Origin of the sequence: Jeotgalicoccus sp. FSL K6-3177, from assembly GCF_038050175.1 — a bacterium.
In the GTDB taxonomy this organism is placed as follows: domain Bacteria; phylum Bacillota; class Bacilli; order Staphylococcales; family Salinicoccaceae; genus Jeotgalicoccus; species Jeotgalicoccus nanhaiensis.
Map to the genome: position 1 here is coordinate 358,324 of NZ_JBBOSK010000001.1, position 18,886 is coordinate 377,209.

The window sequence follows — 18,886 nt, forward strand, 5'->3', positions numbered from 1 at the left end:
ACAACTTCAGACGGTTCATATAATCAGTACTGAATTCTGCTCAGCTTTCTGATCAGGTTCTCGAATGAAGCAAATTTGAACTTCAGGAAGTTTATCAGCTGAAGTATGATAATGCTTCCGGCAGTAATTGAAACAGTATAAATGACTGCATCACCGTATGATAAACTGCCTTCAAAACTGAAAATCGACTCACGCATAGCTGCGATAACATAACTCATCGGCAGTACCGGATGAATGGATTGATAGATGCTGCCGGCTGTTTCTATCGGAAAGGTTCCGGCACTCGCAGAGAGCTGAATGATTAAAAGAACGATCGTTATAAATTTACCGATATTGCCGAACAGCGATACAAGCAACGATACAAAGAGCAGTGAGGCAAATGCCCAGAGTATAATCACGCCGTAAAATTTAAGCGGTTCATTTAAAGGGAAATCGAACATAAATTCTATGACTGATGCAACTACAGCAGAAGAGATCACTGCCTGGATTGAGATAATAATCAGCTTACTGACGGACATAGAAAGTGAGTTCGAGTAATTTTCAGTGCTCCGGTTGATCGGGAAAATTACACTGAAAGCGACTGCCCCGACAAATAAGCTTACAGCAATAATAAATGGAGCAAAGCTTTGGCCGTAGTTATTCATATCAGTAATTTCACTTTCGTTTACTTCCACCGGGCTGATGATTGATTCAGCATTGTGTTCAGTAAATGAATAATCCTCGAGAGGGGCTGAGCCTTCTGCTACTTCCTGTTCAAGTGAGCCGAGATTTTCTTCAAGTGACTCGAGACCGGCGGTGATTTCAGTATTCCCCTCTGTCAGCTGGCTGCCCGAGGCTCCAAGCGCCGGCGCTGCCTGATCAAGTCCTGTCTGCAGCTGTTCATTGCTTTCACGGAGCTCGGACGCACCTTCCTGTAAATCAGAAAGGGCAGTTTCGATATCATTTGTCGATTCTGCTGCTTCTGATAAAGCATCCATTAACGTTGAAGTATAAGTCTCACCGACAGTTTTGGCAATAGCATCTGCAACACCTGATCCGCCCTGGGTGCCCATCATGCTGCCGACGAAATTAAAACCCGGGTTTGTAGTCACATCGATTGAAATCAATTCCGGTTCTTCATCCAGGAGCGTTGTTGCCTGTTCGGATACATTATCTGCAATATGTATAATTGCATACGATGTTCCATTTTCTAAATGTTTCTGTGCCGTTTCTGCATCGGTGAACTGCCAGTCAAATTCGCTATTTTCAGCGAGTTCATTTTCAATTCTCTCACCGACATTAAGTGATTCATCATTCATCTCGGCGCCTTCGTCTTCATTGACGACACTGATTTGGATTTCATCCATCTGATTGTAGGGATCCCACATGGAGCCGAGAAAGATTGCTGTATAGAGTGCCGGGATTGTTGAGATTGCGAGCAGGGAAATAATTAAAAAAGGATTTTTCATTAATTGTTTGATATCACTGAACATATAGTCTGTCTCCAATCAATTTGTATTTCTTTAATGTACGTAATAAAGCAGCCAATGTCTAATTATATGTGAAAATGAACACATATAAATTATTAAAATATACGCTGGAATGTCCATTTGACAAGGCTTAGAAAATTTTAAAAAGGGTAATCATTTTATTAGCAATAGAATATTGCAGATGTTAATATTCTCATTAGTGAATCGAAAGGGATGAATAATAGTGGCGAATGACATTATAGTTTTAGACGATATAACTCTGGATGTAAAAGAGTTAAAAAGAGATGAAGAAGAAGGTACAGTGTATATTGAATTTGATGTGGCAAGTGAAGATTACCACAATTTATCAGAGCACCTGTACAAAGAAGAGTTCCTTGTAAGACTCCCGGGGAATAATAATGAGGAGTTCCAGGCGAGAATTATCAACTATTCAACATCACTCGATAACCTGTATGAAGAAGACCAGGTGGGAGAGTACCGCATTACACTGAAAGAAGAAAAATAAATTATGAAACTGAGTATTCTTGACCAGGCACCTGTTTCTGTAAATATGTCCGCAGGCGAAGCGCTAAGAAATAGTGTGAAGCTGGCCGTAGCGGGCGATGAACTTGGGTTTACGAGGTTTTGGCTGGCAGAACACCACGGTATGAGCGGTTTATCATCAAGTGCGCCTGAAGTGACACTCGGCGCTATCGGGATGGTGACCAAAAATATTCGTCTCGGAAGCGGCGCAACTTTACTGCCGTACTACAAACCGTTTAAAGTGGCGGAAACTTTCAATACTCTGGCCGCTCTTTACGGAGACCGTATCGATATCGGTATCGGTCGTGCACCAGGCGGAGATAACAAAGCATCCGAAGCGCTGAGCGATAACTATTTGCAGCAGGTGTTTAAAATGCCGGAACTTCTGGCAGAGCTTCAGGGATTTATAAAGAATAATGATAAAAGCCTCCGGGCAATGCCAGTACCGGATACCCCGCCTCAATTATGGATGCTTGGCACGAGCGGTAAAAGTGCAATTTCTGCACGGGACAGCAATATGAATTACTGTTTTGGGGAATTTATGAGTACGAGCAATCCCCTGGAGGTGCTGGATACATATCGTGAAAGTTCTTCACCGGGTAAAATTATTGTTACAGTTAATGTGTTCTGTCATGAAAATGGCGAAACAGCTCGTAAACTCGCCTGGAGTTATGCTGTCAATCAGGCGCTGAAATCCACGGGACGAGCTTTTAAAGGGATTTCAAGCCCGGAAGATGCAGCTGCTGTTGAACTGACAGAAGATGAAAGACTGGAAGCAGAAACTATATTATCAAATCTAATCTTTGGAACACCGGAAGAAGCCGGTGCTGAACTGACAAGGCTCAGTGAAGCCTATCAAGTCGAAGAATTTATGATTGTGACGATTACTCATAATATAGAAGATAAAATAAACAGCTACCGTCTGCTCGCAGATCAATTGTTAACAGAGCGGTAAGCAGAAAACCTCCGGGAATCTGATTTCAGATTCCCGGAGGTTATAATTTTGCTTTTTAACATCAGGCTGTGAAGCGGTCTTTATCTTCTATAAAGTGTGTGGCAACCATGCATAAGGCGCCGAATATCAGCATGCCGCCTGCAATAAATGTGATTTCAGTGTAACTGAAATTGTTAGACAGGAGCACAGAACCCAGCGAAGCACCGATGGCATTTGCCAAGTTGAATACTGAAGCGGCGAGCGTGCCTGCAAGAGCCGGTGCCGTTATCGCAGCAAAAATAATCTTAGCATTAAGCATCGGTGAAATACCGAAAGTGCCTAAACCGAACAGGCCGGCAGCAAGGTAAGCGAGATAAGGTACCTTCAGCATAAATGTAAACCCGAGCAGCACGATGGCTACAAATAAAATAACCAGCGTTACGGCTCCCGTCAGTTTACCCGGCTGAACTCTGCCGGAAGAGAAATTCCCGATGACGGCGAAAGTACCGAACATTAGCATACTGAAGGTAACGCCAAGATCTCCCATATTGGCGATTTCACGCAGCATCGGTTCTAAAAAGGTGTATGCTGTAAAAACTCCGGAATAACCGAAGACGATTGTTATAATAAGCATGATGACATTTTTATCTTTTAAAGCTGACAGTTCTGCAGTAATTTTTGGGACGTCTGCAATTTTAAAGTTCGGAGTGACAAGAATCAAACCGAGCAGATTAATAACGCCAAGAGCGACAATCATCCAGAAAACCACACGCCAGTCGAGGACTGAACCGATGTAAGAGCCAAAAGGTACACCGAGCATTACTGCAATCACAAGGCCGCCATTGACAAGAGCAATAGCTCCCGTTTTTTTGTGAGGCGGTGAAATTGCCATCGCAAGACTCATCATGACGCCGAAAAACGGAGCATGCATCGAGGCAGATAACAGGCGTGACAGCAGCAGCACTTCAAAATTCGGTGCAGTCGCTGCAATGATATTACTGATAATAAAAATAGATATTAATATAAGTAATAATAATTTTGGGGAAAATTTTAAAGTTAAGAGCCGGATGACGGGTCCGAACAGAGCGACACTCAGCGCGTATACGCTCAGCAGCAGTCCTGTCGTCGAGACAGCAACATCTAAATCAGCGGCAAACTGAGTGAGCAGTCCCGTAACGACATATTCCGTCATGCCGACCGCGAAAGCTCCGATCATAAACACTGTAATAATTGTATTTCTTGAAGGATTTTTAAACATACGCGCCTCCCTTTCAAGCTTTCTATTAAAAGCACATAGGAGATATTAATACACATTAAATTCAATGTCCAGAGCAGCGCTTAAGAAAGTGTTTTCATATAAAAAGACAGTTTATTGAGAAAATACACTGACAGCAGATATGTGCTGATGTTTAAGACCAGTATCTTTAGGTGTTGACAGTTTACTATAAAACAGAGGGCTGCTCATGGTACAATCATGAGTGATTTTTATAGTTGAAACTTACAGGAGGATATATATGGCAAAATTTTATGCGGTAAGAAAAGGCCATCGTCCCGGTATTTACAATACATGGGCAGACTGCGAAAAAGCAGCAAAAGGCTTCAGCGGAGCCGAATTTAAATCTTTTAAAACAAAAGCTGAGGCGGAGCGTTTTATGAATAATCTTAAAGATGAAAATAAAAAAATACCTGACGGCGAGCTCGTCAGCTACGTGGACGGCAGCTATGATAAGCGTGTTAACAAGGCAGGCTTCGGTGCGGTGTTTATCATTAATGATGAAGTAATCCATACTGCTGCAGAAAGCACGCCTGTTGATCCGGATAATAATCTGTGGAATGTGTCGGCTGAAATTGCAGGTATTCTGTATGCCGTCAAATGGGCAATACAGCATGGTTATAAGACTATCCATGTGCACTACGATTACGCTGGTCTTGAAAAATGGTACACTGGGGAATGGCAGGCAAAAAATGCTGTCACGCGTAATTATGCTGAAGAAATGAACAGCTTTGGAAAACAAATCAACATACATTTTTACAAAGTCGCTGCACATACCGGTGTCCGTTTTAATGAGATGGCGGATGAACTGGCTAAACGTGCAGTGAATAACTAGCAGGAAGGACTTACTGTATGTACATATTATTATTTGTCCTCGTGGCAGGGCTGCTGCTTAAATTTGCAATGACGACTTTTTTCAACGATGACAGACTGCATTTTTCCTTTGATGAACGGAGATACTTCAGCGACGAAAAAGCAATAGGTAAAATAATGCGGCTGAAACTCGTTTATATTGAACGTGTGTTTTTAGTCCTTATGACAGTGGTATTTATTATTGGAGCAGCGATATTTTTCACAGGAAACATAACACTTGGAGTCTGGCTCTTGGTTAGTGTAGTTATACTGCAGCTCATTTTGAATATAGTAACGGATTTCAAACTGTACACTGCATTTCACGATAAATCTAATCTAGTCATGACAGTAATCTGGCTGCTGCTGATTATCGGTTTAATTATTTTAACGAATATTTATATACTGTAACAAATTATAGAAGAGGTGCCTTATGTCAAATCGCAAGTTAATATTTTTTGATATCGATGGAACGTTATACAACTCTGATAAAGTAGTGCCTGCTGAAGCGAAGAAAGCTGTCCGCCAGTTGAAAGAAGATGGGCATATTGTGGCGATCGCAACCGGCCGTGGCCCATTCATGTATAAGAAGCTGAGAGAGGAACTCGGCATTGAAACATATATCAGCTACAACGGACAATATATTGTTTTCGAAGGTCAGGTGATATATGATAATCCAATCGAAAGCAGCACACTGGAAAAATTAAGTGCACAAGCGCACAGCAATAACCACCCGGTCGCATTTTGCGATGAGAAAGATTTAAGGGTCAGCACAAAAGAACATGAACATGTAAAAGCGGGGATTGGTTCACTGAAACTCGACTTTGAAGTTTCGGAAGACAAAGCGTATTTTGAAGATAATGCTATTTATCAGTCTCTTCTGTTCTGTACAGAGGAGGAGGAAAGAGAGTATACAGCTTCTTATGACGACGTATATTTTTTAAGATGGCATGAATTCTGTATGGATGTTATTCCAGCAGGCGGATCAAAAGCTGAAGGAATAAAGACGCTGCTGGATAAAATGAATATTGATATTAAGGATACGTATGCATTTGGCGATGGACCCAATGATGTAGAGATGCTTGAGCTAATTGAGAATAGTGTTGCGATGGGCAACGGTGTTCAGGAAGCAAAAGCAGTCAGCAGATACGTCACTGGACACGTTGATGAAAATGGGCTCTATGACGGGCTGAAGATGACCGGATTATTATAATCCGGCTTTTTTATGTTTATAAAAAGTATGCAGGGGTATTGCTAAACAATAGTCGGAATCAGAGAGAACCTTATTTATAATAGTTATAAATAAGAGTTGAAATCTGTTTCAGACGTGGTATAATATATTTACAGATAATAATGATTCTAAATAGTGAGTTTAGGCGAAAATCAAATCTATATAAGAGAAAGGTGATTTTTAATGGTACAAGTTAAAGAGAAAACACAAGTAATCGAGGTACTTAATAAACAGCTGGCAAACAACACGGTATTATGGACTAAACTTCATAATTTCCACTGGTATGTTAAAGGACCTAACTTCTTTTCACTACATGCTAAATTTGAAGAGCTGTATGATGCAACAGGAGTATATGTAGATGATCTTGCGGAAAGAATTTTAACAATCGGCGGCGAACCAGTCGCAAAACTGACTGAAGCACTTGAAGAGTCAAGTATTGAAGAAGGCGAATACGGACTTGATGCAAAACAGATGGTTAAACAGCTGACAGAAGACTTTGAAGTACTCTCAGCAGAATTAAACCAGGGTGTGAAAGTGGCAGAAGGTGCCGGCGACGACCGTACAGCAGATATGTTCATCGCAATGGCTCAGGAGATTGAGAAAAATAACTGGATGCTTAAATCTTATTTAGGCGAAGACGTTAAATAATATAATATGACAAACGAAAAGACCGCTTCCTGCAGGAAGCGGTCTTTTCGTTTATTCGGTTTTATCAACGACGAATAAGTACTGGGCAATTGTCCGGCTCAGCGCAGTGTCTTCACCGGAAGTGTGATTGGTAATGTAAAAAAGATCAAGTTTTTTGTCACGGTCAGTAATTTGAATGTCATCGTTGATATTCAGATTAGCACGCTTAAAGTGCTGCACGAGCTTATCTTCATTTAATATTCTTGAAATGCTGACGATATCATCGTTTTTAATATCGGATAAACGAGTTGATACTTTTTCCTGGGTATCCATCAGTTCTAAAGGAATAGCGCCGCCGTGAGGGCAGTGTTCCGGATAGCCTAAATACTTTTCAAGCTGATCGGCTAAAATATCACTTGTCGAGTGTTCGAGCACTTCTGCTTCATTATGCACTTCATCGATATTAAATCCCAGATTGTCAACAAGGAAAACTTCCCACAGGCGATGTTTCCGTATCAGTTTTTTTGCATATTCTGCTCCTGCATCAGACAGCATACTTCCTTTATATGGTGTATATTCTACCCATCCTGCTTTAACTAAACTGTTCATCATTTCAGTCACAGTCGGGGGGGAAATATTTAAACGCTCGGCAATTTCTTTATTCGGCACCTGGATTTTCCACGCTCCAAGTTCGAACAGCACCTTTAGATAATCTTCTTTAGTTGGGCTCATTATTACCCTCCATTCTGAAACTTCAATTTTAATTATGAAGAAAAATTAATAGACTGGCAAATCATTTTCTAAAAATAAACAAGCGTTATTTTTTACCAGCCGCATAAAAAACGTCTGGAAATATCAGTTCCAGACGATAATTATATTTAATTACAGATTTCTAGGCTTTGGATTCGTAGCCCACATCTCGCTGTTTTTAACAAATGTGCGTGGATGAATCTTCAGCTGGTTGACGATAATATCAGCGATATCTTCGGGATGGGTCATCGTTTCGGGCTCGAGTGACGGTGTGCCGATTAAATCAGTTAAGACCGCTGATGGTGTTAAATACTGAACGCGTATATTATTTTTACGGACTTCCCGCATCACGCCTTCAGTTAATCCGATAACGGCATGCTTCGTCGCGGAATACAGTGCGCTGCCTGCTGACGAACGAAGACCTGAAACAGAAGCGATATTTACCACGTCGCCGGAATTCTGCTCCTGCATACCAGGCAGCACTTCTTTCATCATATAATACATACCGAAAACATTAACGTCGATCATTTTCCGGAACATATCTTCATTATCATCAAAGAAGCTGCCGTTACCCATAATTCCTGCGTTATTAATCAGAATATCGATATGGCCAAAGTCGTTTAATACTTCTTCGACGATGCTTTTAACATCCGCTTTAACTGAAACGTCACCGCTTACGGCAATAGCTTTTACATCTTTTTTTTCCAGGGTTAAAAGAGCATCTTTTAAAGTGTCGCTGTTGCGGCCGGCTATTGCAACGTTTACTCCGTTGTCAGCCAGTGCCTGGGCAGTTTTTAAACCGATACCTCTGGAACCTCCGGTAATTAAAGCAGTTTTCCCGTGTAAATTCTGCATATCTGTACCTCCACTTTTAAAGTTCATGTTATGAATTGTGACATATTTTAAGTATAATGAAGATATTAAAAAGATGAAATGGATATGCCTGTTAACAGAGAGGAGGATTTACAATGGCTGAACGCGGACAGACTAATATTTTTGATGATGTAATTAAGGAATCGGAATCGTTTGTTATTGTTGTGCAGGAAGTGCTGGAACAGAACGGCCGGCTGCAAAAGAAAATTTTACGTGAATATCCGAGCCTCGATCATACGGCAATGAAAAATTTGTTTGTGCATTTAAAGGATATTTATACTGACGAAAAACACAGTGAAAATGGGACATATTTTGATATAACAGTGTATACTAATGAAGATTATGCGGCTGAGAATATTTATGCGCATACGAAACGCTATAAGAATAAAAAGGAATGGACGGCAACGTCTAAATAGAAGGAGCACTTTACGATGAGAATGGTAGATATTATCGCCAATAAACGCGATAACAAAGAATTGACTAAAGAGGAGATTGAATTCTTCATTAACGGATATACAAATGGGGAAATTCCCGACTATCAGGCTTCAGCTTTATTAATGGCGGTTTTCTTCAACGATATGACCCCTGAAGAAGCAGCTGACCTTACGATGGCTATGGTGAATTCCGGTGATCAGATTGATTTGTCTGCAATTGACGGCATTAAAGTGGATAAACACTCTACAGGCGGTGTCGGTGATACAACTACATTAGTGCTCGCACCTTTAGTAGCAGCACTAGATGTTCCCGTTGCAAAAATGAGCGGGCGCGGCCTCGGTCATACCGGCGGAACAATTGACAAACTTGAAGCTTTAAAAGGTTTCCATGTGGAATTGACACAGGATGACTTTGTGAATCTTGTCAATAAGGACAAAGTTGCGGTTATCGGACAGTCCGGAAACCTGACACCTGCCGACAAATTAATTTACGCATTGCGCGATGTTACGGGAACGGTAAACTCGATTCCGTTAATTGCAAGTTCTATAATGAGCAAAAAAATTGCTGCAGGTGCAGATGCAATTGTCTTAGACGTTAAAGTCGGAGACGGCGCATTTATGAAAACAGAAGAAGATGCTGTAGCACTGGCTGAGACAATGGTGCGTATTGGTAATAATGTCGGCCGCCGCACGATGGCAATTATTTCAAGCATGGAAGAACCGCTCGGCTATGCTGTCGGTAACGCAAACGAAGTGAAAGAAGCAATCGATACGCTTAAAGGTGAAGGACCTGCTGACTTAACTGAATTATCATTAACACTTGGAGCACAGATGGCAGTTGTCGGCGGCAAGGCAAAAGATCTCGATGAAGCACGCGCTATGCTGGAAAAAGTTATTAAGGACGGCAGTGCTCTAGAAAAGTTTAAAGTTTTCGTTAACAATCAGGGCGGCGACGGCACGCTTGTTGATCATCCTGAAAATCTGCCGCAGGCAGAATATCACTTTGATGTTGTCAGCGAAGAAGAAGGATACGTTGAAGTCATCGATGCGGAAAATATCGGGGTTGCAGCATCAATCCTCGGTGCAGGACGCCAGACAAAAGAAGACGAAATCGACCTCGCTGTCGGTATTGTACTCGAGAAGAAAGTTGGAGACTATATCCAAAAAGGCGATGTTATCGCTAAAATTGCAGCGAACACTGAAGACGTGAACAGCGTCGCTCAGAAAGTTATCGCGAGCTATCATTTAGGCAGTGAGCAGAAACAGACTAAACTAATCAAACGTATTATTACTGCATAAGTTAGGAGAAAAAATATGATTGAAAAATGGATTCCTCAATACAATCTGCTGGAAGACAGCTATCAGGACAAAGTGAAAGAACAATTTAACGCGCTCGACATTGATACTATCGAACGTGTTTATAACGAAACATATGTCAACAAAACAGAAGTGGATTTATCTTCAGTAGAAGAGGTGCCTTATGTGCTGAAATCCGCACTCGATTTAGATGCTGTGTCTGAAGCGGCGAACACTGCTGTCGAGAGCGGCGAAGTTGCAGTAGTGCTGATGGCCGGAGGTCAGGGAACAAGACTTGAACACCCAGGTCCGAAAGGAACATTTTCATTTGAAGGTGTGTCGCTGTTCGAGCTTCAGGCAAGACAGATTCTCGAGTTTAAAAATGCACAGGGTGAGCTGAAAGTTCACTGGTATATTATGACGAGCGATATCAACCATGAAGAAACGATGGACTTCTTTAAAGAGCATAATTATTTTGAAGTGCCGGAAGAAAACATTCACTTCTTTAAACAGGAGCATTTTCCACCGCTGACCAAAGAGGGCGAACTGCTTCTTACCGAATATAAGGACATTATGCTGACACCGAACGGCAACGGAGGGATTTTCAGCTCATTAAAGAACAGCGGGATGCTCAAGGAGATGGAGCAGGCGGGCGTAAAATACGTATTTATGAACAATGTCGACAACGTTGTCGTTAAAGTGCTGGATCCTGCGCTGGTCGGTCTCCACGTTACTGAAAATAATGATATTACATCGAAATCGATTACGCCGAAATCTGGTGAGTCAGTCGGACGTCTGGCCGTAATGAACGGCAGTAAAGGGGTGGTGGAATATACGGAACTTCCTGCCGGCAGTGAAGACAAATTCACGAACGCAAATATCGGTATTCATATGTACAGCATGAACTTTTTAAATAAAGCAGCTGACGGTGAAATGCCTTACCATCTGGCGCTGAAAAAACTGGAACACCTCGACCATCATTTAACAGTTGTAAAAGAAGAGGTGCTGAAGTTTGAGAAGTTTTACTTCGATGCATTTAAATATGCTGATAAACACAATACGCTTCAGGTCGACAGAAAAGGTGAATTTTCACCGCTTAAAAATAAAGCAGGAAATGACAGTATAGAAACTGCCTTTAAAGATTTAACTGAAGAAGGACTGATCTAATGGCTGAAGAGTCAAATTCTGAAAGCAGCAAATATAATAAAGAAGAAGTATCTACAAGGATAGAAAGAACTTTGAAAAATGTTGTTCCCTTAACGTTCGGAGAAGAAGTGGGCAACGCGGTCAGTCACGGGGTAGCTGCGATAATATTTATTTTTCTGCTGCCGTTTACCGCTGTCTATATGTATCTGGAGGGTGGTATGTCTCATGCAGCCGGGGGTTCAATATTCGTCATCAGTATGCTGCTGATGTTTTTGACCTCCACTCTGTACCATTCGATGGAGCACAATACAAATCATAAATATGTTATGCGTCTTCTCGACCACAGTTTTATTTACGTGGCGATTGCCGGAACGTATACACCGATAGCAATTTCTGTTGTCGGCGGCACCTTCGGCCTTGTAATACTTATCGTGCAGTGGGTTGCAACAATACTCGGTATTCTCTATAAGGTGCTGGCACCTGTTGTGAACGAAAAAGTCAGTCTGGCAATTTATTTAATTATGGGCTGGTCCGCAGTTGCATTTATTCCTTCTATTATAAGTGAAACGTCGTGGGTCTTTATCGGCCTTATTATACTCGGCGGACTCGCTTACACTGCAGGGGCATGGTTTTATGCGCAGAAAACACGTAAATATTTTCACATGATTTGGCACTTCTTTATCATAATCGCAGCGATATGCCACTATACAGCGATTGTTTTTTATATCTGATGCAACCTTTGTGGATAATATGATATTATAGACAGCTTACGAATGAAAAACTGAGCGGAGTGGTAGGGATGAAAATAGTATTTTTTGGCGCAGGCAATATGGCCAGTGCGATATTTACAGGAATGATTGAAAAAGGAACAGTCAAAGCAGAAGACATTTATATTACGAGTAAGTCAAACCGGGTGGCAGCGATGGAATTTAAAGAATCGCTAGGTGTGAATGTGTCCTACGATGATGCGGAACTGTGCAAAGATGCCGATTATATCGTGCTCGCCAGCAAACCCCAGAACTTTACAGATGTAGCTGAACGGATCCGTCCGTATTTGGAAAAGAAAACAAAACTGATTTCGGTGATGGCGGGTATTCACATCGCGACAATTCAGGAAGAAGCTGGTATGGAAAATGCGGTAGCGAGAATTATGCCGAATACAAATGCAATGGTGCAGTATTCGGTTAACGGCATTGCATTTTCGGATGACTTCGACAATAAGGACGAACTGATTGAATTAATGGCGAGTTTCGGTAAAAATGTTGTCATTGGTGAAGAAGGCATGGATAACATTACAGCGGCGACCGGCTCAGGGCCAGCATTTCTGTACTACATTTACGAACAGTATGCGAAAAGTCTCGAGGAACTCGGATTTTCAAAAGAAGATGCGGAAAAACTGACGAGAAACCTGGTTATTGGTACAGGGAAAACTTTATCGGAACGTCCTGAATCATTTGAACAGCTGCGGACGGATATTACATCTAAAGCAGGTACGACTGAAGCGGGCTTAGATACGCTCAGTGAATTCAAACTTCAGGAAATGATTTCGAAGACTCTCGGCAGTGCGAGGGACCGGAGTAAAAAATTAAGTGAACGATAAATGAATCTGGAAATACTTTCATATATAATAATATATGAAAGTATTTTTTTATAGATGAGAGGTATGGAATAGATGTCGACATTATATTATAACGGAACAATTTATACGATGAATGCACCTATGGATACAGTGGAGGCTGTATTAATACATAATGGTCTGATTGAGAGAATCGGGAGCTATGAAGAATTAAAATCATCTGCATCTGAATTTATCGATTTAAAAGGTAAAACAATGATGCCCGCCCTGACCGATGTGCACCAGCATCTGGTTATGATCGGCAAGAAACTGGAGCTGCTGGCACTCGACGATGTAACGGACATCGATGAGATGAAAGAACAGGTTAAAGCGTTTAAGACAAACCGCAGCTGGAACAATATCCTCGGCTATGATGAAAACAATTTCGACAACCAGTATAAAATTACAGCAGAAGAGCTGGATGACCTGACCGATAAACCGACTTTAATTACGCGTATTTGTGCGCACGCGGGAGTAGTGAACTCTGCAGCTTTCGAAGCATTGAACATCACTAAAGATACCGAGGACCCGGAAGGCGGATATTTTGAACGAGATAAGGATGGCGAACTGACAGGCTGGGTATACGACAAGGCGTTTGAAGAAATGCGTGCGGCAACTGTGGAAGATACCGCCGAATCGTTAGGGGAAGACATTGCCCGCGGTGTTAAATATTTGCAGTCTCTCGGTATTGCGAATGTTCATACGGAAGATCTTGCTTACTACGGTGATTTTAATGTGCCGCTGGATGCTTATTTAAACACGCTGGGTAAAGACGCATTAAAATTCAGGGTGAATCTTCTGACTCATGAGCAGGTATACGAAGATGTCGTTAAGGCTGATAAAACATATAAAGAAAACTTTGTGGAACGCGATGCGATGAAGATTTTTGCAGATGGTGCTTTTGGAGCGAAGACTGCACTTGTCAGCGAACCGTATAACGGTACACAAGACAAAGGACTGCAGATTCACACGGTGGAAAAACTGGAGCAGCTGGTTCAGACTGCCCGGGCTAATAATGATGCGATCGCTGTTCATATGATTGGCGATCGGGCGATTGAAATGGTGCTCGATGCTGTAGAGAAGTATCCTGTGCCAAAAGGGAAGCATGACCGTCTGATTCATATCAGTCTGCTGCGGCCAGATTTAATTGAGCGTATCGCCAAATTGCCTGTTGTTTGCGATATTCAGCCGACCTTCCTGACTTCAGATATGCCGTGGGTAGAGGAATATATAGGCAGTGCACGTGCAGAATATTTATATCCTTTTAAAACACTGCTGGATAAAGGTATTATACTCGGCGGATCATCCGATGCACCGATTGAAAAAGTTAATCCTTTTCTCGGCATTCATGCGCTGATGACCCGGGAGGATAACGGTACTGTATATAATCCGGAACAAATTGTCTCCCGTTTTGAAGCGTTTAAAATGTATACTACTGAAGCGGCCAGAATTGTCTACAGAGAAAATATACAAGGCAGAATAGCTGAAGGATATTTTGCGGACTTTATCGTGCTGGACAGAGATGTCATGACGGTCACACCGGATGAAGTCAAGGAAACAAAAGTGCTGAAAACTGTTATAGACGGAGAGCCAGTTTTTGAAATGTAACCGGAAATTCACTTTTCGTTTATATTAGCGTCTCTGATGTTGTGTTATTATTAACGGTAATGGAATTAAGTCGAATGAAGGAGCATATACATGATTACTGAAAGTCAGGTAAGAGAACTAGTAGGAAATTTGAACGACCCGATTTTAAATGTCCCGATCAGTGAGACCGAAGGGATTTTACAAGTTAGTATTAAAGAAGAGAAAAAACACGTCAGTGTTAAAATAGCAATTGGCCGCGAGGGCGGGCAGGAACAATTGGAACTGCAGATGAAAATCGTCAGCCTGCTTAAAGAAGAGGGTGCAGACAGTGTCGGACTGCGTTTTGAAGAGCTGCCGGATGAAATAATTGAAAAATTCCGTTCCACACGCAGCAGTGCAATGGAACGCGGTTTTACACTCGGAAAGACGGAATTTATTTCTGTCGCTTCAGGTAAAGGCGGCGTTGGTAAATCGACAGTTGCTGTGAACTTGGCAGTTTCGCTTGCAAAAGAAGGCAAAAAAGTCGGTTTAATTGATGCCGATATATACGGTTTCAGTGTACCGGATATGATGGGTATTACAGAACGTCCGGAACTTGACGGCGAAACGATTATCCCAGTAAAGAGATTTGGTGTCGAAGTCATTTCCATGGCTTTCTTTGTTGAAGAAAATACGCCTGTTATATGGAGAGGGCCGATGCTCGGCCAGATGCTGACAAGTTTCTTTGAAGAAGTGAAGTGGGGAGATCTGGATTATCTGCTGCTTGACCTGCCGCCGGGTACCGGTGATGTGGCATTGGATATTCACCAGATGCTGCCGCACAGTAAAGAAATCATCGTTACAACACCGCACCCGACTGCTGCTTTTGTTGCAGCAAGAGCTGGTGCAATGGCACAGCATACAGATCACGAGATTATCGGCGTGGTGGAAAATATGAGTTACTTTGAAAGTAAAGAAACAGGAAACAAAGAGTATATCTTTGGTAAAGGCGGCGGCCAGAAGCTCGCAGATGAATTAAATACTCCGTTATTAGGACAGCTTCCGCTGGGTCAGCCGAAATGGAATGAAGAAGATTTTGCACCGTCAGTATATGAAGATGATGAAATCAGTGCTGTCTATACAGACATGGCGAAGAAAGTGATCGGAGGCACTGCTGAATGACATCGAAGTATTTAGTTAAGTTTTATTTTGTTACATTAATGATTGGTGCGGTTATAACTACCGCCATCAGTCTGGTAACTGAATACGAAACTGTTACGAAATATTTGTTCCAGGGCCAGTTCGGTGACTTTTTTGCCGGCTTTATATTTCTGGTCGGCTACGGACTGTTAATAGCAACAGTCAGTCAGGTTGTTTTCTATATATATTTATTCATCCATCCGCTTGGCATGGGAATATTCAGAAAAGCCTGGCCGTATGTACAGATTCTTCTAATAATGTACGCAGTTTTCGATTTGTTCTATCTCCGTTTCAGACAGGTTGGGATAGATCACGGTTCTACATGGTCCTTTGTATGGATTCCTATTATAATCGTAGTAGCCGGAGTAGGCTTTGCATATTATAAAAATAAAATCACAAAGGCGAATGTATTTATAGCTTCAGCGTTCTTTATGATTTTTATGACTTCACTCACATTACTTCCTTTTATATCAGTAGAAGAGACTAACTGGATTTACCGTTCAGTATTTACGGTCATTCTGACTAACGCATATCAACTGATCAGATTGCCGAAGTATATAGAAGACTCTCAAAAAGAAAAAGAAGAGAGAGGCCGTATCACGAGAAGTGATATTAATGAGCAAAAACGCAGAGAACTCAAAAAAGAAGCGGAAGAAAAACGTACGAAAGAAGAAAGCCAAATTAAAGCACGTGAGAAAATGGGTTATAAAAACAAAACGCGGCAAGCTGTGAAACAGGATAAGAAGAAATAATGAGTTAGAAATATTATGAAGAAAATTATATAAGAAGAAAAAAGACCGCAGAATACTGATTTTGCGGTCTTTCTTTATAATATATAAAATTAATATATAAAAAGCGTTGACCTTTCCTCCGTATCTTGGTAAGATATAAAAGTCGTCAAAACACGACGCAACAAAAATTAACAAGATTAATAAAAAGTTAAAAAGTTGTTGCATCTGAAAAACAGACGTGTTATGATATGAAAGTCGTCGAAAGGCGCGAAAGAAACTTAACAAACACTTAAAATTAGTTATTGCATTCGAAACTTGAATGTGCTAAGATATAAAGGTCGCTTCAAACGCGACGTAATCAAAACTTTATATTCTTAACAAAAACTTAATAAAAGTTGTTGCATCTGAAAAACAGACATGTTAAGATAACTTAAGCAATCACAGAGATTGCCTGAAAAAACACAAAGAACATTGAAAACTGAATGACAATATGTCAACGTTTAATTCCGAATAAAGAAGTCTTCTATTAACTAGGAGCACACATTGAGGCGACCAATTGAAACGCAAACGAGATACTGTCAGCAGTATCAACAGAGCTTAAGTTTAAGTTCTCCAATCATGGAGAGTTTGATCCTGGCTCAGGATGAACGCTGGCGGCGTGCCTAATACATGCAAGTCGAGCGCGAGATTGAGGAGCTTGCTCCTCATGATCGAGCGGCGGACGGGTGAGTAACACGTAGGCAACCTACCCTTGAGATTGGGATAACTACCGGAAACGGTAGCTAATACCGGATACGACTTTTCTGCATAAGCAGTTAAGTTAAAAGGCGGATTTATCTGCCGCTCATGGATGGGCCTGCGGTGCATTAGCTAGTTGGTGAGATAGTGGCTCACCAAGGCGACGATGCATAGCCGACCTGAGAGGGTGATCGGCCACACTGGGACTGAGACACGGCCCAGACTCCTACGGGAGGCAGCAGTAGGGAATCTTCCGCAATGGACGCAAGTCTGACGGAGCAACGCCGCGTGAGTGATGAAGGGTTTCGGCTCGTAAAACTCTGTTGTTAAGGAAGAACACTTGAGGTAGTAACTGGCCTTGAGATGACGGTACTTAACCAGAAAGCCACGGCTAACTACGTGCCAGCAGCCGCGGTAATACGTAGGTGGCAAGCGTTATCCGGAATTATTGGGCGTAAAGCGCGCGTAGGCGGTAAAATAAGTCTGATGTGAAAGCCCCCGGCTCAACCGGGGAGGGTCATTGGAAACTGTTTTACTTGAGTACAGAAGAGGAGAGTGGAATTCCATGTGTAGCGGTGAAATGCGCAGAGATATGGAGGAACACCAGTGGCGAAGGCGGCTCTCTGGTCTGTAACTGACGCTGAGGTGCGAAAGCGTGGGGATCAAACAGGATTAGATACCCTGGTAGTCCACGCCGTAAACGATGAGTGCTAAGTGTTGGGGGGTTTCCGCCCCTCAGTGCTGCAGCTAACGCATTAAGCACTCCGCCTGGGGAGTACGGCCGCAAGGCTGAAACTCAAAGGAATTGACGGGGACCCGCACAAGCGGTGGAGCATGTGGTTTAATTCGAAGCAACGCGAAGAACCTTACCAAATCTTGACATCCTCTGACAGCCCTAGAGATAGGGTTTCCCTTCGGGGCAGAGTGACAGGTGGTGCATGGTTGTCGTCAGCTCGTGTCGTGAGATGTTGGGTTAAGTCCCGCAACGAGCGCAACCCTTAAGTTTAGTTGCCATCATTAAGTTGGGCACTCTAGACTGACTGCCGGTGACAAACCGGAGGAAGGTGGGGACGACGTCAAATCATCATGCCCCTTATGATTTGGGCTACACACGTGCTACAATGGACAGGTTACAAAGGGCAGCGACGCCGCGAGGCCAAGCGAATCCCATAAAACTGTTCTCAGTTCGGATTGGAGTCTGCAACTCGACTCCATGAAGCTGGAATCGCTAGTAATCGTAGATCAGCATGCTACGGTGAATACGTTCCCGGGTCTTGTACACACCGCCCGTCACACCACGAAAGTCGATAACACCTGAAGCCGGTGGGCCAACCTTTATGGAGGCAGCCGTCAAAGGTGGGATTGATAATTGGGGTGAAGTCGTAACAAGGTAGCCGTATCGGAAGGTGCGGCTGGATCACCTCCTTTCTAAGGATATTACGGACATCTCTTTTGAGATGAATATCGGAGCCGTTGACATATTGTATTCAGTTTTGAATGTTTCTTTATGAGATATTCAGTCATGTACATTGAAAACCGTATAGAAGTAAAGAGAAGAGTAAAACGATTTCAAATCGAGCAAACGAAATGAAAGCGAGAACGCAAACGTATCTAAAAGATACACTCACACAA

Annotated in this window: 18 protein-coding genes and 1 rRNA gene; 15 read left to right on the top strand and 4 right to left on the bottom strand. The window is 42.3% G+C overall.

The window, feature by feature from the left end; all coding sequences use genetic code 11:
* Window positions 1-23: 23 nt before the first annotated feature.
* On the bottom strand, window positions 24-1,472 hold the full coding sequence (locus MHH58_RS01830; protein WP_341344858.1) for a YhgE/Pip domain-containing protein: 1,449 nt from the start codon (window positions 1,470-1,472) through the stop codon (window positions 24-26).
* Between the two features lie 220 nt (window positions 1,473-1,692).
* Between MHH58_RS01830 and MHH58_RS01835 the strand changes: the two genes are divergently transcribed.
* Together MHH58_RS01835 and MHH58_RS01840 are read left to right on the top strand one after the other, a co-directional pair.
* Window positions 1,693-1,974, top strand: coding sequence for a DUF3219 family protein (locus MHH58_RS01835; protein ID WP_318272303.1), 282 nt, complete (start codon window positions 1,693-1,695; stop codon window positions 1,972-1,974).
* Window positions 1,975-1,977: 3 nt separating this feature from the next.
* Window positions 1,978-2,946, top strand: a complete 969-nt coding sequence (locus tag MHH58_RS01840; protein ID WP_135097937.1) for an LLM class flavin-dependent oxidoreductase — start codon at window positions 1,978-1,980, stop codon at window positions 2,944-2,946.
* Window positions 2,947-3,007: 61 nt separating this feature from the next.
* On the opposite strand, the gene MHH58_RS01845 is transcribed toward MHH58_RS01840, so the two are convergent.
* Window positions 3,008-4,183, bottom strand: coding sequence for an MFS transporter (locus tag MHH58_RS01845; protein ID WP_135097939.1), 1,176 nt, complete (start codon window positions 4,181-4,183; stop codon window positions 3,008-3,010).
* Window positions 4,184-4,439: 256 nt separating this feature from the next.
* On the opposite strand from MHH58_RS01845, the gene MHH58_RS01850 reads away from it, so the two are divergent.
* The 4 genes from MHH58_RS01850 (at window position 4,440) to MHH58_RS01865 (ending at window position 6,926) form a co-directional block, all read left to right on the top strand.
* A complete protein-coding gene (locus tag MHH58_RS01850) occupies window positions 4,440-5,033 on the top strand; it encodes a ribonuclease H1 domain-containing protein (RefSeq protein WP_135097941.1) in 594 nt (197 codons plus the stop codon).
* Window positions 5,034-5,050: 17 nt separating this feature from the next.
* Window positions 5,051-5,458, top strand: a complete 408-nt coding sequence (locus MHH58_RS01855; protein ID WP_135097943.1) for a hypothetical protein — start codon at window positions 5,051-5,053, stop codon at window positions 5,456-5,458.
* Between the two features lie 22 nt (window positions 5,459-5,480).
* Window positions 5,481-6,260, top strand: a complete 780-nt coding sequence (locus MHH58_RS01860) for a Cof-type HAD-IIB family hydrolase (RefSeq protein ID WP_341344859.1) — start codon at window positions 5,481-5,483, stop codon at window positions 6,258-6,260.
* Window positions 6,261-6,461: 201 nt separating this feature from the next.
* Window positions 6,462-6,926: a Dps family protein gene (locus MHH58_RS01865; protein WP_115884804.1), complete on the top strand. Its 465-nt coding sequence runs from the start codon at window positions 6,462-6,464 to the stop codon at window positions 6,924-6,926.
* Window positions 6,927-6,977: 51 nt separating this feature from the next.
* On the opposite strand, the gene MHH58_RS01870 is transcribed toward MHH58_RS01865, so the two are convergent.
* Window positions 6,978-7,637, bottom strand: coding sequence for a metal-dependent transcriptional regulator (locus MHH58_RS01870; protein WP_135097947.1), 660 nt, complete (start codon window positions 7,635-7,637; stop codon window positions 6,978-6,980).
* A 150-nt stretch (window positions 7,638-7,787) separates the two neighbouring features.
* Window positions 7,788-8,510, bottom strand: a complete 723-nt coding sequence (locus tag MHH58_RS01875; RefSeq protein ID WP_135097949.1) for an SDR family NAD(P)-dependent oxidoreductase — start codon at window positions 8,508-8,510, stop codon at window positions 7,788-7,790.
* Window positions 8,511-8,623: 113 nt separating this feature from the next.
* On the opposite strand from MHH58_RS01875, the gene MHH58_RS01880 reads away from it, so the two are divergent.
* The 9 genes from MHH58_RS01880 to MHH58_RS01920 all read left to right on the top strand — a co-directional run bounded on the left by MHH58_RS01880 (window position 8,624) and on the right by MHH58_RS01920 (window position 18,682).
* On the top strand, window positions 8,624-8,944 hold the full coding sequence (locus tag MHH58_RS01880) for a hypothetical protein (RefSeq protein WP_115884801.1): 321 nt from the start codon (window positions 8,624-8,626) through the stop codon (window positions 8,942-8,944).
* A gap of 15 nt (window positions 8,945-8,959) precedes the next feature.
* On the top strand, window positions 8,960-10,261 hold the full coding sequence (locus tag MHH58_RS01885) for a pyrimidine-nucleoside phosphorylase (RefSeq protein WP_135097951.1): 1,302 nt from the start codon (window positions 8,960-8,962) through the stop codon (window positions 10,259-10,261).
* A gap of 15 nt (window positions 10,262-10,276) precedes the next feature.
* Window positions 10,277-11,425 carry a UTP--glucose-1-phosphate uridylyltransferase gene (locus MHH58_RS01890; RefSeq protein ID WP_135097953.1) on the top strand — a complete coding sequence of 383 codons (1,149 nt, stop codon included), beginning with the start codon at window positions 10,277-10,279 and terminating at the stop codon, window positions 11,423-11,425.
* Window positions 11,425-12,135: a PAQR family membrane homeostasis protein TrhA gene (gene trhA / locus MHH58_RS01895; protein WP_135097955.1), complete on the top strand. Its 711-nt coding sequence runs from the start codon at window positions 11,425-11,427 to the stop codon at window positions 12,133-12,135. Before MHH58_RS01890 ends, trhA begins: the two co-directional genes overlap by 1 nt.
* 68 nt (window positions 12,136-12,203) lie before the next feature.
* Window positions 12,204-13,004, top strand: coding sequence for a pyrroline-5-carboxylate reductase (gene proC, locus MHH58_RS01900; RefSeq protein ID WP_341344860.1), 801 nt, complete (start codon window positions 12,204-12,206; stop codon window positions 13,002-13,004).
* Window positions 13,005-13,076: 72 nt separating this feature from the next.
* Entirely contained in the window at window positions 13,077-14,627 is a 1,551-nt protein-coding gene (locus MHH58_RS01905) for an amidohydrolase (protein ID WP_341344861.1), read from the top strand.
* Window positions 14,628-14,717: 90 nt separating this feature from the next.
* Window positions 14,718-15,767 (top strand): Mrp/NBP35 family ATP-binding protein, encoded by a 1,050-nt coding sequence (locus MHH58_RS01910; RefSeq protein ID WP_341344862.1) that lies wholly within the window; start codon window positions 14,718-14,720, stop codon window positions 15,765-15,767.
* Window positions 15,764-16,537: a KinB-signaling pathway activation protein gene (locus MHH58_RS01915; RefSeq protein WP_135097965.1), complete on the top strand. Its 774-nt coding sequence runs from the start codon at window positions 15,764-15,766 to the stop codon at window positions 16,535-16,537. Before MHH58_RS01910 ends, MHH58_RS01915 begins: the two co-directional genes overlap by 4 nt.
* Window positions 16,538-17,131: 594 nt before the next feature.
* Window positions 17,132-18,682 (top strand): 16S ribosomal RNA (locus MHH58_RS01920).
* Window positions 18,683-18,886 lie beyond the last annotated feature (204 nt).